24 protein-coding genes are annotated in these 25,730 nt (G+C 63.5%); 15 read left to right on the top strand and 9 right to left on the bottom strand.

From position 1 onward, the window contains the following. Nucleotides 1-6: 6 nt before the first annotated feature. Nucleotides 7-1,005 (top strand): tripartite tricarboxylate transporter substrate binding protein, encoded by a 999-nt coding sequence (locus tag KJQ96_RS26455; RefSeq protein ID WP_213289332.1) that lies wholly within the window; start codon nt 7-9, stop codon nt 1,003-1,005. A 15-nt stretch (nt 1,006-1,020) separates the two neighbouring features. Here the strand turns inward: KJQ96_RS26455 and KJQ96_RS26450 are convergent, their stop codons facing one another. Then, the gene (locus tag KJQ96_RS26450; RefSeq protein WP_213289331.1) at nt 1,021-2,262 is read right to left on the bottom strand and encodes a PLP-dependent aminotransferase family protein; all 1,242 of its coding nucleotides are present in this window, start codon (nt 2,260-2,262) and stop codon (nt 1,021-1,023) included. A 66-nt stretch (nt 2,263-2,328) separates the two neighbouring features. Further along, nucleotides 2,329-2,712 (bottom strand): DUF3124 domain-containing protein, encoded by a 384-nt coding sequence (locus KJQ96_RS26445; protein WP_309142474.1) that lies wholly within the window; start codon nt 2,710-2,712, stop codon nt 2,329-2,331. Between the two features lie 76 nt (nt 2,713-2,788). Here KJQ96_RS26445 and KJQ96_RS26440 point away from each other — a divergent pair, with 76 nt between their 5' ends. From KJQ96_RS26440 to KJQ96_RS26425, 4 genes are all read left to right on the top strand, one after another. Continuing rightward, on the top strand, nt 2,789-4,516 hold the full coding sequence (locus KJQ96_RS26440; RefSeq protein WP_213289329.1) for a cation:proton antiporter: 1,728 nt from the start codon (nt 2,789-2,791) through the stop codon (nt 4,514-4,516). Nucleotides 4,517-4,999: 483 nt separating this feature from the next. Further along, nucleotides 5,000-6,073 (top strand): 3,4-dihydroxy-2-butanone-4-phosphate synthase, encoded by a 1,074-nt coding sequence (gene ribB / locus KJQ96_RS26435; RefSeq protein WP_213289328.1) that lies wholly within the window; start codon nt 5,000-5,002, stop codon nt 6,071-6,073. A 195-nt stretch (nt 6,074-6,268) separates the two neighbouring features. Continuing rightward, entirely contained in the window at nt 6,269-7,483 is a 1,215-nt protein-coding gene (locus KJQ96_RS26430; RefSeq protein WP_213289327.1) for an acyl-CoA dehydrogenase, read from the top strand. Between the two features lie 160 nt (nt 7,484-7,643). Next, the gene (locus tag KJQ96_RS26425) at nt 7,644-8,561 is read left to right on the top strand and encodes an MBL fold metallo-hydrolase (protein ID WP_213289326.1); all 918 of its coding nucleotides are present in this window, start codon (nt 7,644-7,646) and stop codon (nt 8,559-8,561) included. Between the two features lie 137 nt (nt 8,562-8,698). Here KJQ96_RS26425 and KJQ96_RS26420 read toward each other — a convergent pair whose 3' ends face one another. Next, on the bottom strand, nt 8,699-9,550 hold the full coding sequence (locus tag KJQ96_RS26420) for a DUF1499 domain-containing protein (protein ID WP_057843390.1): 852 nt from the start codon (nt 9,548-9,550) through the stop codon (nt 8,699-8,701). Between the two features lie 552 nt (nt 9,551-10,102). Between KJQ96_RS26420 and KJQ96_RS26415 the strand changes: the two genes are divergently transcribed. Beyond that, nucleotides 10,103-11,341, top strand: a complete 1,239-nt coding sequence (locus tag KJQ96_RS26415; RefSeq protein ID WP_249734552.1) for a hypothetical protein — start codon at nt 10,103-10,105, stop codon at nt 11,339-11,341. 104 nt (nt 11,342-11,445) lie between these two features. Here the strand turns inward: KJQ96_RS26415 and KJQ96_RS26410 are convergent, their stop codons facing one another. After that, the gene (locus KJQ96_RS26410; RefSeq protein WP_213289325.1) at nt 11,446-13,074 is read right to left on the bottom strand and encodes a fatty-acid--CoA ligase; all 1,629 of its coding nucleotides are present in this window, start codon (nt 13,072-13,074) and stop codon (nt 11,446-11,448) included. An 83-nt stretch (nt 13,075-13,157) separates the two neighbouring features. Here KJQ96_RS26410 and KJQ96_RS26405 point away from each other — a divergent pair, with 83 nt between their 5' ends. Beyond that, on the top strand, nt 13,158-14,294 hold the full coding sequence (locus tag KJQ96_RS26405; RefSeq protein ID WP_213289324.1) for an extensin family protein: 1,137 nt from the start codon (nt 13,158-13,160) through the stop codon (nt 14,292-14,294). Nucleotides 14,295-14,322: 28 nt separating this feature from the next. Here the strand turns inward: KJQ96_RS26405 and KJQ96_RS26400 are convergent, their stop codons facing one another. Then, nucleotides 14,323-15,012, bottom strand: a complete 690-nt coding sequence (locus KJQ96_RS26400; protein ID WP_028346816.1) for a L,D-transpeptidase — start codon at nt 15,010-15,012, stop codon at nt 14,323-14,325. A gap of 339 nt (nt 15,013-15,351) precedes the next feature. Here KJQ96_RS26400 and KJQ96_RS26395 point away from each other — a divergent pair, with 339 nt between their 5' ends. Together KJQ96_RS26395 and KJQ96_RS26390 are read left to right on the top strand one after the other, a co-directional pair. Next, nucleotides 15,352-16,329, top strand: coding sequence for a magnesium transporter CorA family protein (locus KJQ96_RS26395; RefSeq protein WP_213289323.1), 978 nt, complete (start codon nt 15,352-15,354; stop codon nt 16,327-16,329). A gap of 129 nt (nt 16,330-16,458) precedes the next feature. Continuing rightward, nucleotides 16,459-16,680 (top strand): hypothetical protein, encoded by a 222-nt coding sequence (locus KJQ96_RS26390; RefSeq protein ID WP_213289322.1) that lies wholly within the window; start codon nt 16,459-16,461, stop codon nt 16,678-16,680. Nucleotides 16,681-16,798: 118 nt separating this feature from the next. Here the strand turns inward: KJQ96_RS26390 and KJQ96_RS26385 are convergent, their stop codons facing one another. After that, nucleotides 16,799-17,551 (bottom strand): SDR family NAD(P)-dependent oxidoreductase, encoded by a 753-nt coding sequence (locus KJQ96_RS26385; protein WP_065748956.1) that lies wholly within the window; start codon nt 17,549-17,551, stop codon nt 16,799-16,801. Nucleotides 17,552-17,592: 41 nt separating this feature from the next. Further along, nucleotides 17,593-18,234, bottom strand: a complete 642-nt coding sequence (gene pdxH / locus KJQ96_RS26380; RefSeq protein ID WP_213289321.1) for a pyridoxamine 5'-phosphate oxidase — start codon at nt 18,232-18,234, stop codon at nt 17,593-17,595. A gap of 122 nt (nt 18,235-18,356) precedes the next feature. Here pdxH and KJQ96_RS26375 point away from each other — a divergent pair, with 122 nt between their 5' ends. Beyond that, nucleotides 18,357-18,764 carry an RT0821/Lpp0805 family surface protein gene (locus tag KJQ96_RS26375; protein WP_213289320.1) on the top strand — a complete coding sequence of 136 codons (408 nt, stop codon included), beginning with the start codon at nt 18,357-18,359 and terminating at the stop codon, nt 18,762-18,764. 124 nt (nt 18,765-18,888) lie between these two features. Next, a complete protein-coding gene (locus tag KJQ96_RS26370) occupies nt 18,889-19,857 on the top strand; it encodes a DnaJ C-terminal domain-containing protein (RefSeq protein ID WP_213289319.1) in 969 nt (322 codons plus the stop codon). A gap of 402 nt (nt 19,858-20,259) precedes the next feature. Here KJQ96_RS26370 and KJQ96_RS26365 read toward each other — a convergent pair whose 3' ends face one another. Continuing rightward, nucleotides 20,260-21,030: an anti-sigma factor gene (locus KJQ96_RS26365; RefSeq protein WP_213289318.1), complete on the bottom strand. Its 771-nt coding sequence runs from the start codon at nt 21,028-21,030 to the stop codon at nt 20,260-20,262. Nucleotides 21,031-21,082: 52 nt separating this feature from the next. Next, nucleotides 21,083-21,571: an RNA polymerase sigma factor gene (locus KJQ96_RS26360; RefSeq protein ID WP_027537716.1), complete on the bottom strand. Its 489-nt coding sequence runs from the start codon at nt 21,569-21,571 to the stop codon at nt 21,083-21,085. A 184-nt stretch (nt 21,572-21,755) separates the two neighbouring features. Here KJQ96_RS26360 and fabI point away from each other — a divergent pair, with 184 nt between their 5' ends. The 4 genes from fabI to KJQ96_RS26340 all read left to right on the top strand — a co-directional run bounded on the left by fabI (nt 21,756) and on the right by KJQ96_RS26340 (nt 25,730). Further along, on the top strand, nt 21,756-22,586 hold the full coding sequence (fabI, locus tag KJQ96_RS26355) for an enoyl-ACP reductase FabI (RefSeq protein WP_213289317.1): 831 nt from the start codon (nt 21,756-21,758) through the stop codon (nt 22,584-22,586). A gap of 12 nt (nt 22,587-22,598) precedes the next feature. Further along, complete coding sequence (locus KJQ96_RS26350) at nt 22,599-23,198, top strand: histidine phosphatase family protein (RefSeq protein ID WP_213289316.1); 600 nt, start codon at nt 22,599-22,601, stop codon at nt 23,196-23,198. A gap of 186 nt (nt 23,199-23,384) precedes the next feature. After that, nucleotides 23,385-24,470, top strand: a complete 1,086-nt coding sequence (gene aroC / locus KJQ96_RS26345; protein WP_213289315.1) for a chorismate synthase — start codon at nt 23,385-23,387, stop codon at nt 24,468-24,470. A gap of 75 nt (nt 24,471-24,545) precedes the next feature. After that, nucleotides 24,546-25,730 carry an adenylate/guanylate cyclase domain-containing protein gene (locus KJQ96_RS26340; protein ID WP_213289378.1) on the top strand — a complete coding sequence of 395 codons (1,185 nt, stop codon included), beginning with the start codon at nt 24,546-24,548 and terminating at the stop codon, nt 25,728-25,730.

Genomic DNA, 25,730 nt, shown 5'->3' with positions numbered 1-25,730 from the left:
CCCTCAATGTTTCCGTCGATCCGGCAAGGCATGATCCGCGCCCTTGTTGTTGCTTTGTCGCTGTCGCTGTCGGCGATTGAAGCAGCAAACGCATATCCCGATCAACCCATCAAGATCATCGTGACGTTTCCGCCTGGCGGCAGCGCCGATATCGTCATCCGCGCCCTGCAGCCGTTATTATCGGAAACGCTGCGTCAGCCCATCGTCATCGAGAACAGGGCGGGCGCGGGCGGCAATATCGGGATCGGCGCGGTGGCGCAGGCAGCGCCTGATGGCTACACGCTCGGCGTGGCCGCAGCCGGCGTGCTGACCGTCAACCCCCATCTCAACCGCGCGGCGATGGCGTTCGATCCGATCAAGGATCTGGCGCCGGTCACCTTGCTGGCGGAAATCCCGTTCGTGCTGGTGTCTTCGCAACAATCGGCCATTGCCTCTGTCGCCGATGTCATTGCCAAGGCCAAGGACAAGACCAAGGCTCAAGCGGCGGGTCTGTCGATCGGCCATGGCGGCAACGGCACGGCGATGCACCTGACCTCGGCCTTGTTCAACCAGAAGGCCGGTGTCGGAATTCAGTTGATCGCCTATCGCGGCACCGCGCCGGCGACGACGGATGTTCTTGCCGGCCACGTCCCGCTGGCCGTGCTGGATATCCCTGCATCCAAGCAGTTGATCGGCGACGGCAAGTTGAAGGCGCTCGGAGTCTCTGCCGCGAAACGCGTGGCCTTCCTGCCCGATGTTCCGACGCTGGCGGAGCAGGGCCTCTCCGGATTCGAATCCGTCGGCTGGTTCGGCATCGTCGCGCCCGCCGGCACGCCGCCCGACGTAATCAAAACGCTGAATGCCGCCTTCGTGAAGGCGTTGAGCGACCCCGCGGCGATCGAGAAAATCCGCGCTCTCGGCGCCGAACCCGCGCCCACCTCGCCCGAGGCTTTTGCAAAATTCATCCAGAGCGAAAGCGTGAAACGGGGCAAGCTGATCACCGAGGCCGGGATCAAGGCTGAATAGGACAGCGGACCCGGCTCAACTCCGCGCCCGCTTCTCCACATTCGCGATCCGTGCCGGCACGCCGAACTCCTTGCGGCAGACTTCGGCGAGCACGGCGACGCCTTCGCGGATCTGTTCATGCGAGGGACTGGCGAAGCACAGCCGCAGCCGGCTGCCGGCATAGGCCTTGTCGGTCGACCATTCAGGCCCCGGGTTGATGGCGACGCCGGCGACAAGCGCGGCCTGATAGAGTTTTAGCGTGTCGACATTGTCGGGCAGCTTCACCCACAGGAAGATGCCGCCCTCGGGCTCCTCGAATTCGGCCGAGGTGCCGAACTGCTCGCTGAGCGCTTCCATCAGCGTGTCGAGCTTGGCGCGCAGGCCGCGCGTCAGCTTCGGCACATGGGTCGAAAAATGCGGCGCGCAATACTCGGCCAGCACCATCTGCTCCAGCGCGCCGCTTCCGGCGTCGGTCTTCAGCGCCAGCATCCGCGACATCATCTCCCAGGGTGCCACGATGAAGCCGACCCGCAGCGCCGGCGCGATCGACTTCGAGAACGAGCCGATGTGGATGACGCCGCCATGCTTGCTCATGGCGTAGATCGCGGGCGGCCGCTCGCCGCTCCATATCAGATCGGCGTAGCAATCGTCCTCGAAAATCGGGACGCCATATTGCTGCGACAGCTTCAGCATCTCGGCGCGCCGCGTCTCCGGCAGGATGCTGCCGGTCGGATTCTGCACGGTCGGGATGGTATAGATATATTTCGGCGTGATGCCGCGGCTTTTGTGGTCGGCAAGGGCTGCCGCCAGCGCATCCATCCGCATGCCCTGCTCATCGAGAGGGATGCCGATCGCCTTGACACCGAGCCGCGTCAGCCGGGTCAGCGCGCCCTGATAGGTCTCCTGCTCGACCAGTACGGTGTCTCCGCGCGCCAGCAAGGTTTGATTGACGAGATCGAGCGCCTGCAGCGAACCGGAGACGATCATGATATCGTCGGCAATGCAGGCAATGCCGGCGTCGCGCTTGAGTTTCGCGCTGAGGAATTCGCGCAAGGGGCGATAGCCCTGCGGGCCGCTGGCGAGGCCGTAGGTCGCGAGCGTCTTGCCTTCGCGCCGGAGTACGGTATTGACGGCGTCGATCAGGCCATCGACCGGAACCTGCTCGGGATCATTGTTGCCACCGACAAAGCTGTATCTGGCAAGGCCGGTCCACCGCGCTGCCGGCGCCGGCAATCCGGCGGGCAGCAAGGACGCAAAATCAAAGGAAGCGGTAGACATGAATGTTCACTCCATCTTGTTTCTTGTTGAGAGGGCCAATAGGTCGGCTCTCTATCTCGTCGTCGTTCAGCCTTCTTGCCGACGATCCTGATCGGCCTGTCTGATGAACGCATGATGAACGGCGCCGAGGCCGCCGACCATCAGCGCCTCGACCGTGGGCTCGGCGATCTCGCCCGTGGCCGCCCAGTCGACCACGGAATTGGCTCTCGTTTCGCCGCTCACGTCGTTTGCGGCGATGAAGACCTCTACGGTCGCGAGGGGTTTTAACGCAATCGGGGACTTGAGGTAGCTCCCCGCCATCTTGCCTGATGTGTCGAAATAGGCGATCCGCTCGGGGATCAGGGGGCGGGAGGTTGCGAAATTCTGTTCGATTCCGCCTGCGGTCCGGGCGCTGGCGGTGAGGGCGTAAGGGATCGACAACACGGCCAGAATCGCGAGAAAAGCCCCCATTCTATGGCTGTGACACATTGCTTGTTTGACCCTTGCGCCGAGACCTCTAGGTTGCAAAAGGGGGAAATCCGGAACCATGCACGAGCTTATTCGCGACATCACCTTATGCATCCTGTTCGCCTGGGGGCTCGGCCTGCTGGCACATTTTTCTCGGCAGCCATTGATTTTGGCCTACCTTATCGCCGGGTTCGTCATTGGTCCATTCGGCATGAAGTGGATCGAGTCGCAGGATTCGATCACCGTCATCTCCGAGCTCGGCCTGATCTTCATGTTATTCATGATCGGGCTGGAAATCGACCTGAAGAAGATCGTGCGCGCCGGCAAGGTGATTCTGTTTGCCGCGGGCGGGCAATTGGTCGGCGGCGTCCTGCTCGGAATATTGTTCTTTATCGGGATCGGCCTGTCGATGGGGAGCGGGCATTTCGACGCGCTCTATCTCTGCATCGCCTGCGCGCTGTCGAGCACGGTCATCATCGTCAAGGTGCTGTACGAGAAGCGCGAGCTCGACACGCTGCCCGGGCGGATTACGCTCGGTGTGCTGGTGCTGCAGGACGTCTTCGCGATCCTGTTCCTGGCGGTGCAGCCGAGCCTCGACAATCTGCAAGTGAGCGTGATCCTCTTGTCGATCGCCCGGGTCGGCGTGCTGGTAGCGACCGCGCTGGTGCTCAGCCGCTATGTGCTGCCGTGGCTGTTCCACCAGATCGCGCGCCGGCCCGAGCTGATCCTGCTCGGCGCATTGGCCTGGTGTTTCCTGATCGGCGAGATCGCGGAGCGGCTGCACCTGTCACGCGAGATGGGCTCGCTCGTCGCTGGCGTATCGCTGTCGACATTCCCCTATGCGCTCGACGTCACCGCCAAGGTGACGACGCTGCGCGACTTCTTCATCACGCTGTTCTTCGTCTCGCTCGGCATGACCATCCCGATCCCCGGTGCGTCGGTGATCGGGCTGGCGCTCGCGATCGCGGCGTTCACCGTCGTCAGCCGCATGGTGACGACGTTCACGCCGCTTTATCTGATGAAGCAGGGACTGCGCGCGAGCCTGTTGCCGGCGATCAACCTGGCGCAGATTTCGGAATTCTCGCTGGTCGTGATCCAGACCGGCGTGCTGGCACACCATATCAGCCCGGAAACGTCGAGCGCGGCGTCGTTCGCCTTCGTGGTGCTGGCGGTCCTGAGCACCTTCGTCATGGGCCGCAGCGACCAGGTCACGCGCGGCCTGATCGGTCCGCTGAAGCGGATCGGCTTGCGCGATCTCGATCACAAGCATGAGGCCGACGGAGGGCACGAGGGCGGGCACGGGGAGGCGCGCCGGATTGTCATTCTCGGGTTCTTCCGCGCCGCCAGCGCCCTGGTTGCCGAGATCGAGCGCCTCAATCCGGCGGCGCTGGAGCAGATCACGGTGATCGACTTCAATCCGCTGGTGTTTAGGACCTTGACGGACCGCGGCATGCACGTGGTGTATGGCGACATCAGCAACGTCGATACGCTGGTGCATGCCGGCGTCGGCAAGGCCGAGCTGATCATCCTCAGCATCCCGGATTCGTTGTTGAAGGGCGCCGACAACGAAAAGCTGGTCCGGCACGTCCGCTCGCTCAACCCGACCGCCAAAATCGTCGCCACCGCGGAGATCCTGGCCAACGTCAACGACCTCTACGAGGCCGGCGCCGACTACGTGACGGTGACGCGGCTCAGCGACGCCCACGAACTCTACAAGGTGATCGAAGCCGCCCAGGCCGGGCTCCTGGAGGACAAGCGCGCCGAGACCGATGCGCTGCTCAGCGAGCGCCGCGAGGTGCTGCCGTAGAGCCTGACAACATTAGGTTTGACTGCGACCACGAATAAGGTGCGCTCCCTCTCCCGCTTGCGGGGGAGGGTTTGGGGCGGGGGTGTCTCCGCGGGCGACACTGCCTGAGTGGAAAGAGCCCCCACCCGGCGCTTCGCGCCGACCTAAGAGCGAGCTTCGCTCGTCTCGACCCCGCAAGCGGGAGAGTTGAAGCGCGTCTGCGGCCAAATCGATCTAAACAAAAATCAGCATGCTAGCGGCAAAAGACGGGCGCCGCGGGCTGACTTCTCCGGCAAGGCGGCATATCTACGCCTGATCGGGACGAAACCGGCCGATGCCACCGGGCGGAAATCGTCGACAATTTATCCCGCTTCAGCACCGCCGCAGCATGGCCGCCTCGCGCCCGCCGGCGAGGTTCTGCCCTGCGTATTGACGCTGGCGCCGGCAATGGAGTCCGGCTAATGCACTGGCTGAAGCTAGCTAGATTTGGCGAGATTTTGAGAAATGGCCGATAGCATCCAGGAAGTTCTGCAAGCCTTTGCCAAAGGCGAACTCGTCGTCGTCACCGACGATGATGATCGCGAGGGCGAGGGCGATCTGATCGTTGCGGCTTCGCTCTGCACCGCGGAGAAGATGGCATTCATTATCCGCCACACCTCCGGCATCGTCTGCGCGCCGATCACCACCGACGACGCCAGGCGGCTGCGGCTCGATCCGATGGTGGCGCATAACGAGTCCAATCACACCACCGCTTTTACCGTCTCGATCGACTACAAGCCCGATGGCGGCACCGGCATTTCGGCGGAGGAGCGCGCCTCCTGCTGCCGCGCGCTCGCCAATCCCAACGCCGGCGCCAATGATTTTGCCCGGCCCGGTCACATCTTTCCGCTGATCGCCCGCGACGGTGGCGTGCTGCTGCGCTCCGGCCATACCGAAGCGGCGGTCGATCTCTGCAAGCTTTCGGGCCTGCCGCCGGTCGGCGTCATCTCTGAATTGATGAACGACGACGGCACCGTGATGAAGGGCGAGCAGGTGACGAAATTCGCCGCCGCTCACAAGCTCAAGCACGTCACAATCGCTGACATGATCGCCTACCGTCAGGCGCGCGAAAAGTTGATCGAGCGGGTCGCAACGTTTACCACCGACAGCCCGATCGGTCCGCTGCAGGGCTATGCCTATCGCTCGCCCTTCGATGAGATCGCGCATGCTGCCTTCGTCTATAACGGCATCGGCGACGGCAAGAACGTGCTGACACGCTTGCACAAGCCCAATATCGTCAAGGATCTCTTCACCGGCCAGGCGCGGATGCAGATCGTGCTGGACCATTTCAAGAAGGCCGGCCGCGGCGTGCTGGTTTACTTGCGCGACGGCGCGGCCGGAGTTCCCGTCGAGCCGGTCGGCGAACAGAAAACAGCAGAGGCGGACCGGCACCGGCAATGGCGCGAAGTCGGCGTTGGTGCCCAGATCCTGCGCGATCTCGGCATCACCTCGATCGTCAATCTCACCTCGTCGGTGCACGACTACAAGGGATTATCCGGTTTCGGCATCGAGATCGTTTCCAACGAAAAGTTGGAGTAGTCGTTATTCCGGGGCGCGCGATAGCGCGAACTATGGGGCGCCCTTGCTCCCTGAGAATCTCGAGATTCCGGGTCTGCGCTTCGCGCATCCCGGAATGACAGGTGAGAGACGTCACCCAATCCATTTGCGCTTCTGCCGATAGCGCATTAATTTGTTGACAATTTCCATGAGGACAGTGATGCGAAAGGGATTTTCATGAGCGTGCGCCCTCAAGCCAAGGACAAGCCGGAGGCGGCTTCCTTCCAGTGGGACGATCCGTTCCTGCTCGACGACCAGCTCACCGAAGACGAACGCATGATCCGCGACACCGCGCGTGCCTATGCGCAGGACAAGCTGTTGCCGCGCGTCATCAATGCATATCTGGAAGAGAAGACCGACCGCGAGATCTTCAACGAGATGGGCGAGCTCGGCCTGATCGGTGTCACGCTGCCGGAAGAATATGGCTGCGCGAACGCGAGCTACGTCGCCTATGGCCTGGTGGCGCGCGAGATCGAGCGGGTCGATTCCGGCTATCGCTCGATGAACTCGGTGCAGTCGTCGCTGGTGATGTACCCGATCTACGCCTATGGCGAAGAGAACCAGCGCAAGAAATACCTGCCGAAGCTTGCCACCGGCGAGTGGGTCGGCTGCTTCGGCCTGACCGAGCCGGATGCCGGCTCCGATCCCGGCGGCATGAAGACCCGCGCCGAGAAGGTGTCGGACGGCTATCGCATCAGCGGCAGCAAGATGTGGATTTCCAACGCCCCGATCGCCGACGTCTTCGTCGTCTGGGCCAAGTCGGCCGCGCATGACAACCAGATCCGCGGCTTCATTCTCGAGAAGGGCATGAAGGGCCTGTCGGCGCCGAAGATCGGCGGCAAGCTGTCCCTACGCGCCTCGATCACCGGTGAGATCGTGATGGACGGCGTGGTGGTGCCGGAGAGTGCGCTGCTGCCCAACGTATCGGGCCTGAAGGGACCGTTCGGCTGCCTCAACCGCGCCCGCTACGGCATCTCCTGGGGCGCAATGGGTGCGGCGGAAGACTGCATGCACCGCGCGCGCCAATACACGCTCGACCGCAAGCAGTTCAACCGGCCGCTAGCGGCAACGCAGCTCGTGCAGAAGAAGCTCGCCGACATGGAAACCGAGATTGCGCTCGGCCTTCAGGCCTCATTGCGGGTCGGTCGCCTGATGGACGAGGGCAAGATGGCGCCGGAAATGATCTCGATCGTCAAGCGCAACAATTGCGGCAAGGCGCTCGACATCGCCCGCGTCTCGCGTGACATGCACGGCGGCAATGGCATCCAGATCGAGTACCACGTGATGCGCCATACCGCGAACCTGGAAACCGTGAACACCTATGAAGGCACCCACGACGTCCACGCCCTGATCCTGGGCCGGGCAATCACGGGGATTCAGGCGTTTTCGTAAAATGTGAGGGGCGCGCAGAAGTAGCCCCACATTATGCCGTCATCGCCCGCGAAGGCGGGCGATCCAGTACGCTGCGGCGATTCGTTTCTTCTCGAACGTCAGTGATTACTGGATACCCCGCCTTCGCGGGGTATGACGGGAGTGATGGTAGGAACTCCCCATGGCCGACAACGACGACATCCCGTTCAATCGCGATTTTCCGCTGAAGCCTGGCGTCGTCGATGAGCCGCGGCCGGGCGTGCGGCGTATCCTCTGCAACAATCCGAGCCCGTTCACCTTCACCGGCACGGTCAGCTACATCGTAGGCAAGGGCAATGTCGCGATCATCGATCCCGGTCCCGATGATGATGCGCATGCCAAGGCGTTGCTCGACGCCGTGCGCGGTGAGACGGTGACGCATATTCTCGTCACCCACACCCACCGCGACCATTCGCCGAACACCGCGCGGATCAAGGCGGCCACCGGCGCGCCCGTTTATGCCGAGGGGCCGCACCGCGCCTCGCGGCCACGCTTCGAGAGCGAAAAGCACAATCCGGAATCCGGCGCCGACCGCGATTTCCGGCCCGATATCCAAGTCAAGGACGGCGACGTCGTCGAAGGGCAGGGCTGGGCGCTGGAAGCGGTCGCAACCCCCGGCCACACGGCCAATCATCTGGCGTTCGCCTGGCCCGAGCGAAAGATCAATTTCGTCGGCGACCACGTGATGGGCTGGTCGACCTCGATCGTCGCACCGCCGGACGGATCGATGAGCGACTACATGGCCTCGCTGGCGCGGCTGGAAGCTCGCGAGGAGGATCTGTATTTTTCAGGCCACGGGCCGGAAATTCCGGAAGGGCCGCGTTACGTCCGTTTCCTGACCCGGCACCGCCAGGCCCGCGAAGCCTCGATCCTGCATCGGCTTGCCAAGGGCGAGGCCGACATCCCGACCATGGTGCGCGCGATCTATATCGGCATCGACCCGCGGCTGACGAATGCCGCCGGCTATTCCGTGCTGGCGCATCTGGAAGACCTGGTCGCCCGCGGGATCGTCGCGACCGATGGCGATCCGGTGATCGGCGGGACGTACCGGCTGGCGTAACCGTCATTCCGGGGCGTGCGAAGCACGAACTATGGTGCGCACTTGCGCACCTGAGAATCTCGAGATTCCCCAGGGTGCAATTGCACCCCTGAGGTCTGGTGCTAACGCACCATCCCGGAATGACGCGCTTTCGCGCGTCACTTCTTCACATTTTTCGCCTGCGCCTTGGCCGGCGTCTGCGGCTTCTTCGGCGCCGCCGGCTTGGCGTTATCGACGGCGGCGTTGATGTCCTCGATCAGTTTTGAGATGCGGGCGGCGTTGCTGCCGAGGTCACTTTCGAAATAGCGCGAGGAGGAGCGGATATCGACGCGCGAGTCGTCGCCGTCGGGCGTGATGCGGATCGAGATGTCCTCGCGGAATCCCATGATCGGCGTTCGCGCCACGGCCTCGATGCGGGCGATGCGGCGCGGCGGCTGCGGCGGCCGTTCGTCGATTACGAGCCATTTGCGCTTGTTGACCAGCGCCAGCGTCACCTCATAGGCCCGCTGCGGAGGCACTTCGAGTTCCACGGTCTCGATGTCGGGATAGGCGATCCGCTGCTGCTCGGCCGAATAGAGCCCGGCATAGACCGCGGAGTTGGCGCCTTCGCCGCTGCGCAGCCGCGCCAGCGCCTCAAAGCGCGGCGGATCGATCGGATCGGTGGTGATGTCGTGGATGGGTGGCAGCTTGCGGTATTGCAGAGCGAGGTAGGCCGGGTAGGCGAGCAGAAGGGCGCTGATCAGGAACGCCAGCACGATCCGGCCCATGCCGCGCGAGCCGTTCTGCCAGATCGCGGCAAAGGCGGCGAGGCCCACCAGGATAGAAAGCACGGCCAGACCGAGCGCGCCGAAGAACGTCGCCAGCGCGGGTTTTACCTCCAGGAAGCCGAAGCGGACGATGATGATCGACACCACCACCGCGACCACGGCGAAGATGGCGAGGTTGCGCGACCAGGTAGCGAGGCTGGACACGGGCTCCGACTGGTAAGGAGAGGAAAACCTTCGGGCCATCGGTGAATCTGCCGGGTTTCTGAAATCTGTGTGGCTGGTGGGGCCGGCTGCAAACTCGCAAGCTTGAGACCACGGCGTGGCGCGAATTTCAAGTTTGCAGGCAATACTAGAGCATGATCCGGAAAAGTGGGTACCGGAAAGATCATGCTCAAATCAAAGAGGTAGAGCGGACTGACGATTCGAAGAAAGGCATCCCGCTTCTAGTCGGGCAAATGCGCTGCGTGCAGCAACCTTATGGGTAACCATCCCTGTAAATTGATTATTAGTTGTACATTGAAGTTGGTCCAATTTTCGTCTACCTCTCGCCGCTGGGTTGTCGTATTTGCCGCAACACGGGACTGTCCTGCACGGGACGCCGGCGAACGCCAGCCAAAGGGGGAACGGCGGGCGTCAGCCGGAAGCGCTGCAGGATGATCTCAACTCTTGGTTCTTGTTGCGGGCGGAGTCGCAAAAAAATTGCGGTTGTGCCCCCGGAGTTCTAGGATCGCATAGGGTGCAATCGGCATACGTCCGCGGGGCTGGCGGAAGGCCCCATGAGGGCGAGTGTTCAGTATGAGTGATGCAAAGCACGAACGATATGTCGGCCCGAACGATCCGGCATATTATGCGCCGCGTGAGCAGAGGGAACGGACGAGCAGCGATCAACCGGGCACGATGCTGATGCAGAACGACGACGGCTGGCGTCCGCGAATGCCAACGGAAGGACCGCCCTTGCAGCCCTTCAGCAAGCCTGCGCGCCGCCAGGATTCCGAAATGTTCACCAAAGCCGTGGCCCAGGCCATGCAGGAGGCGAGGGAGACGGCGCCGGTCGAAGCGCCATCCGTGCTCCGCGACCTGTCGGGACGCCGCGCGCTGTTCCAGCAGGTCATCCGTTTCTCGATCGCCGTGGCGATCGCGGCGAGCATCGCGATGCTGCTCGTCATGGCCATTCCGTCGTCGCAGCGCTCGGCCAACCAGGATAACGTGTCGCTTTCGGCCGCCTGGCAGTCGGTGAAATCGTCGGTGCTTCCGGCGCCGCAGCCGCAGCCAGCGAGGCGTACGGCGACCTTGGCCGTACAGGACGGCAGCGGGTTCACCAACGATCCCGTGCCGCTCGGAATCCACGTCGGCTCTCCGCCGCCCGACGCCTACGTATCCATCAATGGAGTTAGTGCCGGCGCCCGGCTCACATCCGGCAAGCGTGTCGGTCCGAGCGAATGGCGCGTGTCGGCGACGGAGATTTCCGGCGTTTCGGTCATTCCGCCGGATGGCTTCACCGGCCAGATGCTGGTGACCGCGGAGCTGCGTGACAGCAACGGTGTGGCGCTCACCGGCACCTCCACGCGACTGACCTGGGCGCCCGTGCCAAGGGCCCCTGTCGCTGCGCCGCCAGTTGCCGCGCCAGCCCCGGTCGTTGCCGCGCCGGTTGCTGTAGCCCCGGCCGCCGCACCGCCGCCGCCGGTCGCCATGGCCGCAGCCGCGCCGCCGATGCCGGCCGTGCGGCAGCAGGCGGAAGTCGTGCGAAGCCTCGATCCGAAGGAAATCGCTGCCCTGATCAAACGCGGGCAGGACCTGCTCGCCGCCGGTGATGTGCAGTCGGCGCGGCTGGTGCTGATGCGTGGAGCGGAAGCGCAGGATGCGCGCGCGGCGCTGCTCGTCGGCTCGACCTACGATCCGGCGCGGCTCAGGCAGATGGGCGCCGATGGCCCGCTGGCGGACGTCGCGCAGGCCCGCATCTGGTATCAGCGGGCAAAGGAATGGGGCGAACCCGACGCGCAGCGACGGCTCGACGCCTTGGCGCTCTCGCGCTGATCTTGGGCGGGCGTGCTGCACGCCGCTTGAGTAAGATTTCTTAGGAAGAGGCCGCCCCCGCTTTGCCGGAAGGCGACCTCTTTGAATCGAGCCCAGGCTTCGCGTCACGCCGCCGCGTTCGGGAAGCGGTAGCTCTTGAACTGCTCGCGCAGCGCGGTCTTCAGGATCTTGCCGGTTGCGGTGTGCGGGATGCCGTCGACAAAGACGACGTCGTCGGGCATCCACCATTTCGCGATCTTGCCATCCATGAATTTCAGGATGTCCTCGCGGCTTGCCTGCTGGCCGGCCTTGAGTTGCACGATCAGCAGCGGACGTTCGTCCCATTTGGGATGGTAGACGCCGATGACAGCGGCTTCCGCGACCGCGGGATGGCCGACCGCGAGGTTTTCGAGGTCGATCGACGAGATCCATTCGCCGCCGGACTTGATGACGTCCTTGGAGCGGTCGGTGATCCGCATGTAGCCATGCTGGTCGATGGTGGCGACGTCGCCGGTGTCGAAATAGCCATCCTCGTCGAGGATGTCGGTATCGACCTTGAAATAGGCCTTGGCGACCGCGGGCCCGCTCACTTTGAGGCGGCCGAAGGTCTTGCCGTCCCACGGCAGTTCCTTGCCGGCATCGTCGGTGATCTTCATCTCGACGCCGAACGGCGGGTAGCCCTGGGTCTGCAGGATGTCGAGCCGCTCCTCGCCGGTGAGTTCGGCAAACGGCGGCTTCAGCGCGGCTACGGTGCCGATCGGGCTCATCTCGGTCATGCCCCAGGCGTGGCGCACACGCACGCCCATGTCGACGAACGACTTGATCATCGAGCGCGGCATCGCCGAGCCGCCGCACACCACGCTCTTCAGGTGGGGCAGCTTCAGATTGTTGGCCGACATGTGGTTCAGCAGCATCAGCCACACCGTCGGCACGCCGGCGGTATGGGTGACTTTCTCGGTATCCAGCAGTTCATAGACCGAGGCACCGTCGAGCTTGGCGCCGGGCATCACGAGCTTGGTGCCCATCGAAGGCGCGGAGAATGCGATGCCCCAGCTATTGGCATGGAACAACGGCACCACCGGCAGCATGGTCTCGGCGGCGCTGGTGCCGAGCGCGTCGACGTTGTTGGCCATCAGCCCGTGCAGCACGTTGGAGCGATGCGAATACAACACGCCTTTGGGGTCGCCGGTGGTGCCCGAAGTGTAGCACATCGCGGCCGCGGTATTCTCGTCAAAGTCCTTCCACGTGAACTTGCCGTCCGCTTCCGCGATCCAATGCTCATAGGCGATCGCGTTTTTCAGCGTGGTCTGCGGCATATGCACCTTGTCGGTCAGCACGATGTAGCGCTCGACGCTCGGCAGGTTGGCCGCGATCTTTTCCAGGATCGGCACGAAGGTGGTATCGGTGATCACCACGCGGTCCTGCGCGTGGTTGATGATCCAGGCGATCTGGTCCGGGAACAGCCGCGGATTGACGGTGTGGCAAATCGCGCCGATTCCCATGATGCCATACCAGCACTCGAGATGGCGCCAGGTGTTCCAGGCGATGGTGGCGACACGGTCACCGAGCTTGATGCCGTCGCGGTCGAGCCGCTGCGATACTTTCAGCGCGCGTGCATGAATTTTGGCGTAATTGGTGCGATGAATGGGACCTTCGACCGACCGCGTGACGACCTCTTGCGTGCCGTGATACTTCGCCGCGTGTTCGATAATCCGATGGCAAAGCAAAGGCCAGTCTTGCATCAATCCGAGCATACGCACTTTCCTCCGATGGTTGTTTATTGCCGCACGATCCGCGAACATTGCTGGCGGATCGGGGTTAAGTTCATGGAATTGAAATGAACTTTACCGCGCAGAAAGCAAGCCGAAAATGGGCTAATGGCGCCTTTGGCCGCATTGCAGCGGCAATGGTTACCGCTGCCGCGGCCGCGCTGCTGATTGGCATGCCAGTCGAGCCGGCCTGGGCGGCAAAGGCTTCGCACGCCGCGCCGTGGGACAACCTGTTCAGGCATTTACAACCACGTCCGCGAGCAAAGGCGCGCCACGCCGTCGTGCCGCTGCCGAAGCCGCGTCCCGCTGATGCGCCGTCTGCCGAGCATCCACCCGAGAAGGAACAGGCATCCTCCGAGAAGGACAAGGCCAAGGAGCAGGCAGCGCCGGCGCCGCAGCCATCGGCGTGCCGGCTGGCGCTGACGGACGAAGTCGCCATCGCTCCCAGCATCCCGGATATTCGTGGCGCCAACGGCTGCGGCGGCGAGGATCTGGTGCGGCTAGAGGCGATCGTGCTGCCGGACAAGCGGCGGGTGTCGGTGAAGCCGGCAGCGATCCTGCGTTGTCCCATGGCGTCTGCGCTGGCCGAGTGGATCCGCAACGACATCGCGCCGCTCGCGGAGCGCCTCGGCAGCGCCGTTTCCGACCTCGATAATTTCGATTCGTTCGAGTGCCGCGGCCGTAACCGCATCGTCGGCGCAAAACTCTCCGAGCACGGCCGCGCCAATGCACTCGACGTGCGCGCCTTCAAGCTCACCGATGGCACCTCGATCTCGCTAACCGACCGGACCGTGCCGCGGAAATTGCGCGAGACCGTGCTGCACTCCGCCTGCACGCGGTTCTCGACCGTGCTCGGCCCGGGTTCGGACTGGTATCACGAGGACCACATCCATCTCGATCTGATGGAACGACGCGGCAATTACCGGATCTGCCAATGGGACGTCTGGGACCCGCTGCCGCAGAGAGCGCCGCTATTGCCGGCCGAACGGCCCGAGGAAGCGCCGCCGCGCGAGGTCGCCGCCAAACCCGACGACGCCAAATCCGACGCGAACAGGTCTGACAAGCCTGATGCGAACAAGTCTGGTGCGAAGCCCGATGCGGCCAAGTCGGACGCTGAATCGAATGGCGAGAAATCGGAAAAGGCCGAGCCGGCGCGCGAGGACAAGCCCGCAACGAAAAAGCGCCGGAAAAACCGGCGCTCTTGATCTTCCATTGCAGTGTAGCCGGCGTCGGCTACTGCGCCATCGAGCTGCTGTTGCCGCCGCCCTGCAGCGCCATCTTGGAATTGAACGGCGAATCGCCCTGCTTGGGTTCGAGCACGACGACCACGGTGCCCGTCTTCACCCGGCTGTAGAGGTCGATGACGTCCTCGTTGGTCATGCGGATGCAGCCCGACGAGATCGAGGCGCCGATATATTCCGGCTGGTTGGTGCCGTGGATGCGGAACAGCGTGTCGCGGTTCCCCTGGTACAGGTAGAGCGCGCGGGCGCCGAGCGGATTGTCGACGCCGCCGGGCACCGAGGCCGGCAGGCCTTCGATACGCTTGTGAATGTCGGCGGTCGGCGTCCATTTCGGCCATTCCGCCATGTTGCCGACGCGCGCGATGCCGGAAAATGCGAGAGCTTCCTCGCCGACGGTGACGCCATAGCGGATCGCCTTGCCGCCGTCCTGGACCAGATAGAGGTAATGGTTGTCGGAATCGACAACGATGGTACCGGGCAGTTCCTTGCGGTGATAGTCGACGATGGCGCGGCGGAACGGTTCCGGGGGCTTGACCGCGGCGTAGCGCGCCTTGGCAAGCTGGGCCTTGTCGTTCGGCTTGAGGGTGGCTTCAGGGGCGGCTTGATAGGTGGTTGCCGGCATGCAGCCGGACAACGCAAGGCCGGCGGCGAGCAGCCCCGCAAATACTTTCAGCGACGACATGGTACACTTCCAATCGAAAGTCAGGCGTTCGCAAGCCACAATCTTGCGCCTCAAACGCGACGATTCCATTAATCTCATTATCCGCAAAAGCCGGCTGACATGCCAGCATTTGCATGTCCATTCTGCGCTGCGGAAGGCCGGCTGTGGCTTTTATGCCGCAAATTTTGCGAGTTCCGGTTGATTTCTGGGCAGGGATGGCGCGAGGCCAAATCGCTGCCGCGCCGCCGCCACCCGGCTGCCTTAAATGTCGACCGCCGGTTAATGCACGGGTCATGAAGCGCTTGCCAGAATCGGGTTTAGTGCGGCTGGGTGGGATTTCCACTGGTTCCGGAGTTGCCTATGTTTTCGGTGTTTGTTCCCTTCGAATCTACCCTGAAGAAGCTTCCGGCCGTGAACCCGGCGGCATTGCCGGACAATGCGGTCTGGATCGACCTGTTGAACCCGACGAGCCAGGAGGACCGCGCGGTCGAGCGGCTGACGGGGATTGCAGTACCAACCCGGGAGGACATGCAGGAAATCGAGATTTCCAGCCGGCTCTATATCGAGAACGCCGCCCGCTACATGACGGCGACGCTGATGTGCCAATCCGACACCGATATGCCGAAGACCACGGCCGTCACCTTCATCCTCGCTGGCCATCGCCTCGTCACGGTGCGCTACGACGAGCCGAAGCCGTTTGCGCTCGTTGAGCACAAGCTGGCGCGCTCATGCCTGCCCGCAATATCGGGCGAGATGGTGCTGATGGAACTGCTCGACGCGGTGATCGACCGTTGCGCCGACATCCTGGAGCGCGCCGGCGCCGAGGTCGACCAGGTCTCGCATGACATCTTCGAGCCCGAAAGCGCACGGCATGGCCAGGCCAAGCGATACTCGCAGATCCTGATCGCGATCGGGCGCAAGGGGGATCTGGTCTCGAAGATCCGCGAGAGCCTGGTCTCGATCGGCCGCGTCGTCACCTTCCTGTCGGCGGTGGTGGAGGGTGTCAAATGGTCCAAGGATATGCGCGAGCAGCTCAAGACCATGCAGCGCGACGTCGGCTCCCTGACCGACCACGCCTCCTACCTCTCCAACAAGATCACCTTCACGCTCGATGCCATGCTCGGCGTCGTCAATCTTGAACAGAACAACATCATCAAGCTGTTCTCGGTAATGGCGGTGGTGCTGATGCCGCCGACCTTGATCGCGTCGGTCTACGGCATGAACTTCAAGGTGATGCCGGAACTCGAATGGTCGCACGGCTATCCGATGGCGCTGCTCATGATGCTCATGGCAGCAGTGCTGCCGTACTTGTTCTTCAGATGGAAGAAGTGGCTGTAGATCACAGTTCCGTGCGGTTCCCGATGTGCGAAAGATCGACTCAATCCCACCGCTAAAATTTGAGCGGTGGACTGAACGAATGGTCGAAACTTGTCTGCGATAACGTGTCTCTCAGGCCGCGAGGATCCCATGGTTGAGAAACTCATAATGTCGCCACGCAACGTCATTGATCTGGCCCGCTATCAGCAGGGCCGCAGCGTTGGCAAGGCACAGGCGTTCTCGACGCGGTTTTGCCGGCACTGCGGTGCTGTGCTGGCGGACGGCGAGAATGAGGACGAGTGTTCGAGCACATTCAACGTCGCTGCGACCACTGCTCTGCGCACTGCGCAGCGGAAGTTTTGCGCGGAATGAACGGCAAGCATGCGACGTAGCGTAGGATGGGTGGAGCGAAGCGATACCCATCGCTTCATCGCGAGCCGGTTGATGGCTTTCGCTGCGCTCTACCCATCCTACAAGATCACGTTATGCACTAAACGTGCTGGCCGCCGTTGATGTGAATCTCGGCGCCGTTCACATACGAACTGGTTTCCGTGCACAACACGTAGATGATCTTCGCCACCTCGTCCGGCGTGCCGAGGCGGTGCATCGGAATCTGCTGCTCGACGATCTTCTCGGTGCCCGGCGACAGGATCGAGGTGTCGATCTCGCCGGGCGCGATCGCGTTGACGCGGACGCCGACGCGGCCGAAATCGAACGCCATCTCGCGCGTCAGCGCGGCGAGCGCCGCCTTCGAGGTCGCATAGGCCGCGCCCGCGAACGGGTGCACGCGCGAGCCCGCGATCGAGGTGACGTTCACCACCGCGCCCCTGGCGTGTTTCAACTCCTCGAGCAGTCCGCGCGCGATCATGATCGGCGCGAAGAAGTTGACGTGAAAGACGTGGTTCCAGGTTTCGACATCGGTGTCCATGGTGCCGAGCCGCCCGCCGCCCGGCGCCTTCGGCGAGATCGCCGCATTGTTGACCAGCGCGTGCAGCTCGTCGTTCTCCAGCCGCCTGCGAATCTCGGAAATCGCGCGCACGGTGTCGTCATGGCTGCCGAGGTCGACCTCGATGTGATCCTCCGGGCCGGCGCCCCACGGGCAGACTTCCGGGAAGGCATGCCGCGAACAGGTGATGACGCGCCAGCCCGCCGAGGAAAACCGGATCGCGGTGGCATGGCCGATGCCGCGGCTGGCACCGGTCAGAAGCAGCGTGCGCCGTGGCGCATTGGATGGAGCGGGCATGCAGGCCTTTCAACTTTGAACGTCGTCGCGTGCGTTTAGCGTCAGGGATAGAGCCGCAACTTGCTCCAGGCTTGTGACGGCGCATCGCGGCGGAATTCGATGCGGTCGTGCAGGCGGTACGGTCGGTCGTGCCAGAATTCGAAGCGCTGGGGCGTGATGCGCCAACCGCTCCAGCCGGGCGGGCGCGGCACTTCGCCGATGACGTATTTGGCCGCGAACTTGGCGATTGCCTGCTCGAAGGCGAAGCGGCTCTCCAGCGGTTGCGACTGCTTGCTGGCCCAGGCGCCGATCTGTGCCTGCTTCGGACGCGTCGCGAAATAGGCATCGGCTTCCTCATCCGTTACCGGCGTCACGCTGCCGCGGATGCGCACCTGACGGCGCAGCGACTTCCAGTGAAATAGTAAAGCGGCCTTAGGATTTGCGGCGAGTTCGCGGCCCTTCTGGCTGGCGATGTGGCTGTAGAACACGAAACCATCCGCATCATACCCCTTCATCAGTACCATCCGGACATCGGGTAGCCCGTCGGCATCGACGGTTGCCAGCGCCATCGCGTTCGGATCGTTCGGCTCGGACTTCACGGCTTCTGCAAACCACTCGGCGAACAGCGCAAACGGTTCCTCGGCCGCGGTAAAATCACCTGATGTTAACGGTGCCGGGTGTTTGATTGAGGTCGTGTCCGTCATGTCAGGAGTCCCAGTTGCGTACCCTCGCGTCCCAGAACGCGTTGCAGCCCCGATCCGGGCACGCCCTATATAGGGCATGGGGACGCGTTGGCCTATCGGCGATCGGGTCGAGGGGCGCTGCGATGACGTTGATTTTGATCGGTCTCGGCTCGGGCGGCTGCAGCCTGTCGCGCCCGGATGCCTACGCCAAGATGGGCGCTGCCGACGTCACGGGTGCACTGGGCAAGCAGCCGGCCGCTCCACCGGTGCCGACTGAGAGCGATCTCGCCTTTGCCCGTACCGCCGCTTCCGACGTGCTGACCAAGGGCGACAAGGATTCCAGCCAGCCCTGGGAAAATCCGGAAACCGGCGCGCGCGGCTCGGTGACGCCGCTATCCCAGGCCTATTCTGCGGAAGATGGGCGCACCTGCCGGGATTTCCTGGCGAGCTACGTCAACGGCCGCTCGGAAAGCTGGCTGCAGGGCGCCGCCTGCAAGGCAGGCCATGGTCGATGGGAAATCCATACAATTAAGCCGTGGACGAGGGGATAACGCCTCAAATCGACTTCAAGCGACGTGGTAGTTGCAAAAATGCAACTGGCTCCCCAGATGAAGCCAAAGCGGGCGAATTGCCCTAAGCTTCAAGAACCGAATTTCCGTGAAGGAGACGTGACGGATGCGCGACCCCTATGAGGTCTTGGGGGTGCCGCGAGGCGCCAGCGCTACGGCGATCAAGAGTGCCTACCGCAAGCTCGCCAAGAAGCATCACCCCGACAACAACAAGAACGATCCGAAGGCTGCGGCGCGATTTTCCGAGATCAACGCCGCCAACGAGATCATCGGCGACGAGGACAAGCGCAAGCAGTTCGATCGCGGCGAGATCGATGCCGATGGCAAGCCGCGCTTCCAAGGCTTTCCTGGTGGAGGTTTTTCCGGCGACCCGCGCGGCCGAGCTGGTGGAGGCGGTTTCGAATCCTACACTTTCCGCAGCGGCGGCGGCCCCGGCGGCATGGGCGGCGCGGGCTTCGAGGACATCCTCAACAGCATGTTCGGCGGCGCAGCCAGGAGCGGACGTGCCGGCGGCGGCCGAACCTTTGAATTCGACACCGGTGGAATCGGCCTCGATCTCGATCTGAACGTCACCATGACGGTGTCGCTGGAAGAGTCCGTCAAGGGCGGGGAAAAGCGCGTCCGTTTGCCGACCGGCAAGGAGCTCAACGTCAAGATCCCCGCAGGCGTCGCCGCCGGTCAGCAGATCCGGCTAAAGGGGCAGGGCGAAACCGCGCCAGGCCACCCGCCGGGTGATCTCCTGATTACGGTCAGCATCGCCCCGCATCCCTTCTTCAAGGTCGATGGCAGCGATTTGCGCCTGGATCTGCCCATCACGCTCTATGAGGCGGTGTTGGGCGGCAAGGTCCGCGTGCCCACCCTGGGTGGCGCGGTCGAGCTCTCGATCCCGAAAAATACCTCGAGTGGCCGCACCTTCCGCCTCAAGGGCAAGGGCCTGCCCAAGCCCGGGGAAACCGGGGACCTGCTCGTCACCACCCGAATTATTTTGCCCGACGGGAACGATAGCGAGCTCGAGGCATTGATGCGCAAGTGGCGCGATGGCCACCCTTACAATCCGCGCAGCGATCTCGGCTGATTCGGCCGGGTTCGCGGCGCAGATTTTGTGTGGAATTGGATAGCGGGGTTCCGAGCAGGAGTTTCCCAAAAAGCGCACTTCTTTCCTGGAAACTAAGGGTTTCCCGGAAAAGGGGCGGCCTCGAAAGGGGGACCAGCGCGGTACCAAACCCCGATCGAGGCCGCTTGCGCCGATCGGCGGATCGAGCGCTACTCATTTTCGCGTGATCACCCGGTGCATTAATGAGACGCGTCGGTGTTTTGATTCCAGATTTTCGATGTCAGAATTTGGACAAGCGGCGCGAGTGTTGCCAATTCGTCGCTTTTCGCCGCCCTAGCCTGGGACGAAGCGACGCGCAATCCGGGAACACGTGATCCAGTCGCAACGGCCGCGGGTTCCGCTGAGTTCCACCTGCGCTGCTGGTCAGCCCTTCTTTTCCATCTGGTCGTAGACGGCCTGGGCGATCTGGGTCAGCCGCCCGCGGTCGGCGCCGGTGGACACCACCGCATAGACGATGCCGTCGTCGGCCCAGAACAGAGTGCTCTCCTTGCCTTCCGCCGCGTACCGCATTTGGGTCGCCTCGGCGTCCGATTTTGCGGTGTAGATCGTGAAGCGTTCGCCTGAGGCGCTCTCATACATCATGAAGGATGCCGGGCCGCCGGAACCCGGCAACAGCCGTCCGCCGACGAGTTTCAATCCAGCCCCCGCCAGTTCCGGCGCGCGGACGACCCAGCCGCAGCGCTTGGTCAGCCATTGCTGCAGATGATGGCGTTCGCTGCCCGGCACCTCGACGGGATGCCGCACTTCCACCACGTAAAGCCGGTGCGCTTCGATCGCATGCACCGTCAGATTCTGGAAAGCCGAAGGTGCCGTCGCCGCGCCGCGTGCGAACCAGCCGGTGCCGCCGCCGGCGATGAACGCCGCCAGCGTCGCCGCCACCGCGCCGTACACCCATCTGCGCGGCTGTCGCACCAGCCGTTCGATGTCGAGCCGTCTCGGCACCGCCTCGTCGACAACCGAATCGTACCTGGTATGCAGCGCTTCCGCCATCGCGCGCCACGACCGCACCCGCGCCGCATCGTCGGGATGCGAGGCGAGCCACGCTTCGACGTCGCCGCGGCGTTCTGCCGGCAGCTCGCCGTCGACGTAAGCATGCAGCTCGTCTTCGGTGACGGGAATGTTGCGATCGGTCATTGTCGTCTCTGTCTATCCTGATCTGCTGCGTAACGCGTTTCATGCGCCTTCGTCATTTCACCCGCCTGAGCGCCGCGCGTTCGCCCTCGAGCGAAGCTTTGACATGCGCGCGTGCGCGAGCAAGCCGGGACATTACGGTGCCGATCGGCACGCCCTGGATGTCGGCGACCTCGCGGTAGCTCAGCCCTTCCAGCATCACCAGGAGCAGCACCGAGCGCTGTTCTTCCACCAACGTTGCCAGCGCACGCGCAATATCGCGGCCCTCCGCCTCGGTGCCGCTGGCGTCCGGGTTGTTGTCGAGCAGCGGCATGAACTGCGGCCGCCGCGCCAGCGACCGCCGCCGGTTCTTGTTCAAATTGGTCAGGATCGTGTAGAGCCAGCTCCTGACGTCGCCGCCGAGAAACAGCCGCTCGGAACGCAACGCACGCACCAGCGTATCCTGCACCAGGTCGTCGGCGATGTCGGCATCGCGCGCGAGTGCGCGTGCATAGCGGCGGAGCGCCGGAATCATGGCTTCGACACTTTGACGAAACGCGCTCATCGGGACCAGATTGCAAGAGTTGCGGGCGCGAACGCCTTACCTAGCATAACACCCAATCGCCGCGTCTATTCCAGCCATTGAGGCCGATCCGGAACAGCGTTAATCCGAGACCCGATTTAGGCTCGACCGCGCTGGACTGCTGGTGTACCTCCAAGCCCCACAGGGAAGCTCGATTGGAAACCGGATGTCGCAAAAATCAGGTCTGATGCAGGGCAAGCGCGGGGTGATCCTCGGCGTTGCCAACAACCGCTCGATCGCCTGGGGCATCGCCAAGGCATGCCACGACGCGGGCGCGGAAATCGCGCTCACGTGGCAGGGCGATGCGCTGAAAAAACGGGTCGAACCGCTGGCCAAGGAACTGAACGGCCTCCTGCTGGGCCATTGCGACGTCACCGATACCGCGACGATCGATGCGGTGTTCGATGTGCTCCGCGAAAAGTGGGGCAAGATCGATTTCGTGGTCCACGCCATCGCGTTCGCCGACAAGGACCAACTCGACGGCCGCTATCTGGAGACGACGCAGGATAATTTCTCCAGGAGCATGCTGATCTCCTGCTATTCGCTGACTGCGATCACGCAGCGCGCCGAGAAGCTGATGACCGAGGGCGGCTCGATCCTGACGCTGACCTATTACGGCGCCGAGAAATGGATGCCGCATTACAACGTCATGGGGGTCGCGAAGGCAGCCCTGGAAGCCAGCGTGCGCTATCTCGCCGCCGACCTTGGTGAAAAGAACATCCGCGTCAACGCAATCTCGGCGGGGCCGATCAAGACGCTGGCGGCCTCCGGCATCGGCGACTTCCGGTACATTCTGAAGTGGAATGAATACAACGCGCCGCTGCGCCGCACCGTGAGCATCGAGGAAGTAGGCAGCAGCGCGCTGTATCTGTTGTCGGACCTGTCGCGCGGCGTCACCGGCGAGGTTCATCACGTCGATTCCGGCTATCACGTCGTCGGCATGAAGCGCCCCGACGCGCCTGATATCTCGCTCTCCAATTCGGTAGCCAAGGAATAGCCGTAAAGTCCGATGCCTGCGCCCGTGATCTACTACATCCGCCATGGCGAGACGTCGTGGAACGCGGAAGGCAGGCTGCAGGGCGCGCAGGACATTCCGCTGAACGATCTCGGCCGCAAGCAGGCGGCCCACGCCGGCAATGTCCTCTCGGATCTCCTGAAGCGGGACGGCCGCGACAAGTTCGCGCTGCCGTTTGTCGCCAGCCCGCTCGGCCGCGCACGGGCGACGATGGAATTGGTGCGTGGCGCCCTAGAACTTCCGCCGGAAGTCTACGCGCTCGACGACCGCCTGCGTGAGATCCGCTACGGCGTCTGGGAGGGCTCGACTCTGGCCGAGATGCAGGCCGCCGACCCCGTGCTCTACGCCAAGCGGCTGACAGCGAAGTGGACGATGGCGCCGGAAGGCGGCGAGACCTATGCCGAGGTGCAGCACCGGATGCGCGACTGGTACGATTCCGTGCGCGCGGATACCGTCGCCGTGGCCCATGGCGGCACCGCGCGGGCGCTGATGGTGGCGCTCGGCATCGAGACGCCGGCCAGCGCCGCCGACCTCGTAATCGAGCAGGGCGCGGTCTACGTGTTCCGCGGCGGCGGGCTTAAGAAGTATAGTTAAGTGCGGCGTTTAAGGGCGTCATTCCGGGGCGATGCGAAGCATCGAACCCGGAATCTCGAGATTCTCAGGGGCGCAAGGGGCGCCCCATAGTTCGCCCTTCGGGCGCCCCGGAATGACACCGCAGTTTGACCGCCGTGGCCCCGCGCGTTACGACACGTCAATACTGACTTACGAGCCAAGCGCACCATGTCCCACAACACCTTCGGCCATCTCTTCCGCGTCACGACCTTCGGCGAAAGCCACGGGGTCGCGATCGGCTGTGTGGTCGACGGTTGTCCGCCGCTGATCCCGCTGACATCAGAGGACATCCAGCACGATCTCGATCGCCGCCGTCCGGGCCAGTCGCGCTTCACCACCCAGCGCCAGGAGCCGGATGCGGTCAAGATCCTGTCCGGCGTGATGGCCCATCCGGAAACCGGCATGCAGGTGACGACGGGAACGCCGATCGCGCTGTTGATCGAAAACACCGACCAGCGCTCCAAGGACTATTCCGAGATCAAGGACAAGTTTCGGCCGGGGCATGCCGACTTCACCTATGAGGCCAAATACGGCCTGCGCGATTATCGCGGCGGCGGCCGCTCGTCGGCGCGCGAGACCGCAAGCCGCGTCGCGGCCGGCGCCATCGCGCGCAAAATTCTGCCCGAGGTGAAGGTGCGCGGCGCGCTGGTGCAGATGGGCCCGCACAAGATCGATCGCAACAAGTGGGACTGGGACGAGATCGCGCACAATCCGTTCTTTTGTCCCGACAAGGACAAGGCTGCTTTCTTCGAGCAGTATCTGGACGGCATCCGCAAGAGCGGCTCCTCGATCGGCGCGGTTATCGAAGTGGTCGCCGAAGGCGTGCCAGCAGGATGGGGCGCGCCGATCTACGCCAAGCTGGACGCCGACCTGGCGGCGGCCATGATGAGCATCAATGCGGTGAAAGGCGTCGAGATCGGCGCGGGCTTTGCTGCTGCCGAATTGTCGGGCGAGGAAAACGCCGATGAGATGCGCACCGGCAATAACGGCACGCGCTTCCTGTCGAATAATGCCGGCGGCGTGCTCGGCGGCATCTCAACCGGCCAGCCGGTGGTGGTGCGCTTTGCGGTGAAGCCGACCTCGTCGATACTCTCGCCGCGCAAGACGGTGGATCGTGCCGGCGCCGACACCGACATCATGACAAAAGGCCGCCACGACCCCTGCGTCGGTATCCGCGCGGTTCCGGTCGGAGAGGCGATGATGGCCTGCGTGCTGGCGGATCATTTCCTGCGCCACCGCGGGCAGGTCGGCTGACGCCGGACGCTTCTCAACGTCAAGCGTTCCTGTCGCCTTGACGCGCGCCGAACTTGCGCGGCAAATACCGGCGTGATGGATATCTCCGAACTGCAGAAGCTGACCGACTGGCTGATCGACGGCGGGCGGACCGCGACCAGTCCGACCCGGTTCATGGCCGAGTGCTGCGAGCGAATGGTGGCGGCCGGCTTGCCGCTGTGGCGCGTCGGCGTCTTCGTTCGTACCCTGCATCCCGAAATCTATGGGCGCAGCTTTATCTGGAAGCCAGGTGCCGAGGTCGAGGTCGGTTCGGTCGATTACAATATCCTGCAGTCACCGGTTTTTCACAACAGCCCGCTGATCATCGTGTTCCAGCAGGGGATTGAAGTTCGAGCGCGCATCGATGATCCCCAGAGCAGCCGTTTTCCAATCATCGACGACGTTCGCGCCGAAGGCGTTACGGATTATGTCGCGCTGCCGCTGCCCTTCATCGGCGGCACCGTGAACGCATCGAGCTGGACCACCAAACAGCCGGGCGGCTTTACGGAGGAACAGTTGGCGGCGCTGCGGAGCCTCGCAAAGCCACTGGCGCGGGTGGTCGAGATCCTTAGTTTGAACCGCATGGCCGCGAGTCTTCTGGACACCTATGTCGGCAACAGCGCCGGTGAGCGGATCATGGGCGGGCAAATTCGCCGCGGCCACACCGAGACGATGAATGCCGCGATCTGGCTGTCCGATCTGCGTGGCTTCACGGCGTTATCGGACCGGCTGCCTCCCGAGGCCGTCGTGGACATTCTGAACCGCTATTTCGATTGCCAGGTCACGGCGATCAAGAAGCACGGCGGCGATGTGCTGAAATATATGGGCGACGGGCTGCTCGCGGTGTTCCCGATCGATGAATATGTCGGCGACGAACAGAAGGTCTGCTCGCACGTGCTGGAGGCTGCCCACGAATCCCGGGCCAGCGTGGCCGAGCTGAATTATCCGATTGGAGATGCGGTCGAACGTTTTCGTTTCGGCCTCGCCCTGCATGTCGGACGCATTCTCTATGGCAATATCGGCGGCGGCAACCGGCTCGACTTCACTTGCATCGGTCCCGCGGTCAATCTCGCGGCGCGGCTGGAAAAGATCGCCAGCCAGCTCGGCCGCACCGTTGTCGCCTCCGAAGGCTTTGCCGGAATTTGCCGCGGCGGCTGGAGCGAGCTTGGCGAGTTTCCTGTCGCCGGCTTCTCCAAGGCCGCGCGCGTCTACGGGCTGGCCGACGAAATGTCGGCGGGCTGA

It is taken from the genome of Bradyrhizobium sp. sGM-13, assembly GCF_018398875.1.
Classification (GTDB): Bacteria; Pseudomonadota; Alphaproteobacteria; order Rhizobiales; family Xanthobacteraceae; genus Bradyrhizobium.
Note: the sequence above shows the minus strand (reverse complement) of the source record. Positions and strands in the feature narration are given on the sequence as shown.

What these genes read in the sequence shown, in the direction of transcription:
- KJQ96_RS26340 (WP_213289378.1), top strand. Translation starts at nt 24,546, where the DNA reads ATGGATATCTCCGAACTGCAGAAGCTGACCGACTGGCTGATCGACGGC.
- KJQ96_RS26420 (WP_057843390.1), bottom strand. Translation starts at nt 9,550, where the DNA reads ATGGCCCGAAGGTTTTCCTCTCCTTACCAGTCGGAGCCCGTGTCCAGC.
- KJQ96_RS26405 (WP_213289324.1), top strand. Translation starts at nt 13,158, where the DNA reads ATGAACTTTACCGCGCAGAAAGCAAGCCGAAAATGGGCTAATGGCGCC.
- KJQ96_RS26350 (WP_213289316.1), top strand. Translation starts at nt 22,599, where the DNA reads ATGCCTGCGCCCGTGATCTACTACATCCGCCATGGCGAGACGTCGTGG.
- ribB (WP_213289328.1), top strand. Translation starts at nt 5,000, where the DNA reads ATGGCCGATAGCATCCAGGAAGTTCTGCAAGCCTTTGCCAAAGGCGAA.
- KJQ96_RS26415 (WP_249734552.1), top strand. Translation starts at nt 10,103, where the DNA reads ATGAGTGATGCAAAGCACGAACGATATGTCGGCCCGAACGATCCGGCA.
- KJQ96_RS26450 (WP_213289331.1), bottom strand. Translation starts at nt 2,262, where the DNA reads ATGTCTACCGCTTCCTTTGATTTTGCGTCCTTGCTGCCCGCCGGATTG.
- KJQ96_RS26410 (WP_213289325.1), bottom strand. Translation starts at nt 13,074, where the DNA reads ATGCTCGGATTGATGCAAGACTGGCCTTTGCTTTGCCATCGGATTATC.
- KJQ96_RS26390 (WP_213289322.1), top strand. Translation starts at nt 16,459, where the DNA reads ATGGTTGAGAAACTCATAATGTCGCCACGCAACGTCATTGATCTGGCC.
- KJQ96_RS26365 (WP_213289318.1), bottom strand. Translation starts at nt 21,030, where the DNA reads ATGACCGATCGCAACATTCCCGTCACCGAAGACGAGCTGCATGCTTAC.
- KJQ96_RS26440 (WP_213289329.1), top strand. Translation starts at nt 2,789, where the DNA reads ATGCACGAGCTTATTCGCGACATCACCTTATGCATCCTGTTCGCCTGG.
- KJQ96_RS26385 (WP_065748956.1), bottom strand. Translation starts at nt 17,551, where the DNA reads ATGCCCGCTCCATCCAATGCGCCACGGCGCACGCTGCTTCTGACCGGT.
- KJQ96_RS26375 (WP_213289320.1), top strand. Translation starts at nt 18,357, where the DNA reads ATGACGTTGATTTTGATCGGTCTCGGCTCGGGCGGCTGCAGCCTGTCG.
- KJQ96_RS26425 (WP_213289326.1), top strand. Translation starts at nt 7,644, where the DNA reads ATGGCCGACAACGACGACATCCCGTTCAATCGCGATTTTCCGCTGAAG.
- KJQ96_RS26455 (WP_213289332.1), top strand. Translation starts at nt 7, where the DNA reads ATGTTTCCGTCGATCCGGCAAGGCATGATCCGCGCCCTTGTTGTTGCT.
- KJQ96_RS26445 (WP_309142474.1), bottom strand. Translation starts at nt 2,712, where the DNA reads ATGGGGGCTTTTCTCGCGATTCTGGCCGTGTTGTCGATCCCTTACGCC.
- KJQ96_RS26360 (WP_027537716.1), bottom strand. Translation starts at nt 21,571, where the DNA reads ATGAGCGCGTTTCGTCAAAGTGTCGAAGCCATGATTCCGGCGCTCCGC.
- aroC (WP_213289315.1), top strand. Translation starts at nt 23,385, where the DNA reads ATGTCCCACAACACCTTCGGCCATCTCTTCCGCGTCACGACCTTCGGC.
- KJQ96_RS26395 (WP_213289323.1), top strand. Translation starts at nt 15,352, where the DNA reads ATGTTTTCGGTGTTTGTTCCCTTCGAATCTACCCTGAAGAAGCTTCCG.
- KJQ96_RS26400 (WP_028346816.1), bottom strand. Translation starts at nt 15,012, where the DNA reads ATGTCGTCGCTGAAAGTATTTGCGGGGCTGCTCGCCGCCGGCCTTGCG.
- KJQ96_RS26430 (WP_213289327.1), top strand. Translation starts at nt 6,269, where the DNA reads ATGAGCGTGCGCCCTCAAGCCAAGGACAAGCCGGAGGCGGCTTCCTTC.
- KJQ96_RS26370 (WP_213289319.1), top strand. Translation starts at nt 18,889, where the DNA reads ATGCGCGACCCCTATGAGGTCTTGGGGGTGCCGCGAGGCGCCAGCGCT.
- fabI (WP_213289317.1), top strand. Translation starts at nt 21,756, where the DNA reads ATGTCGCAAAAATCAGGTCTGATGCAGGGCAAGCGCGGGGTGATCCTC.
- pdxH (WP_213289321.1), bottom strand. Translation starts at nt 18,234, where the DNA reads ATGACGGACACGACCTCAATCAAACACCCGGCACCGTTAACATCAGGT.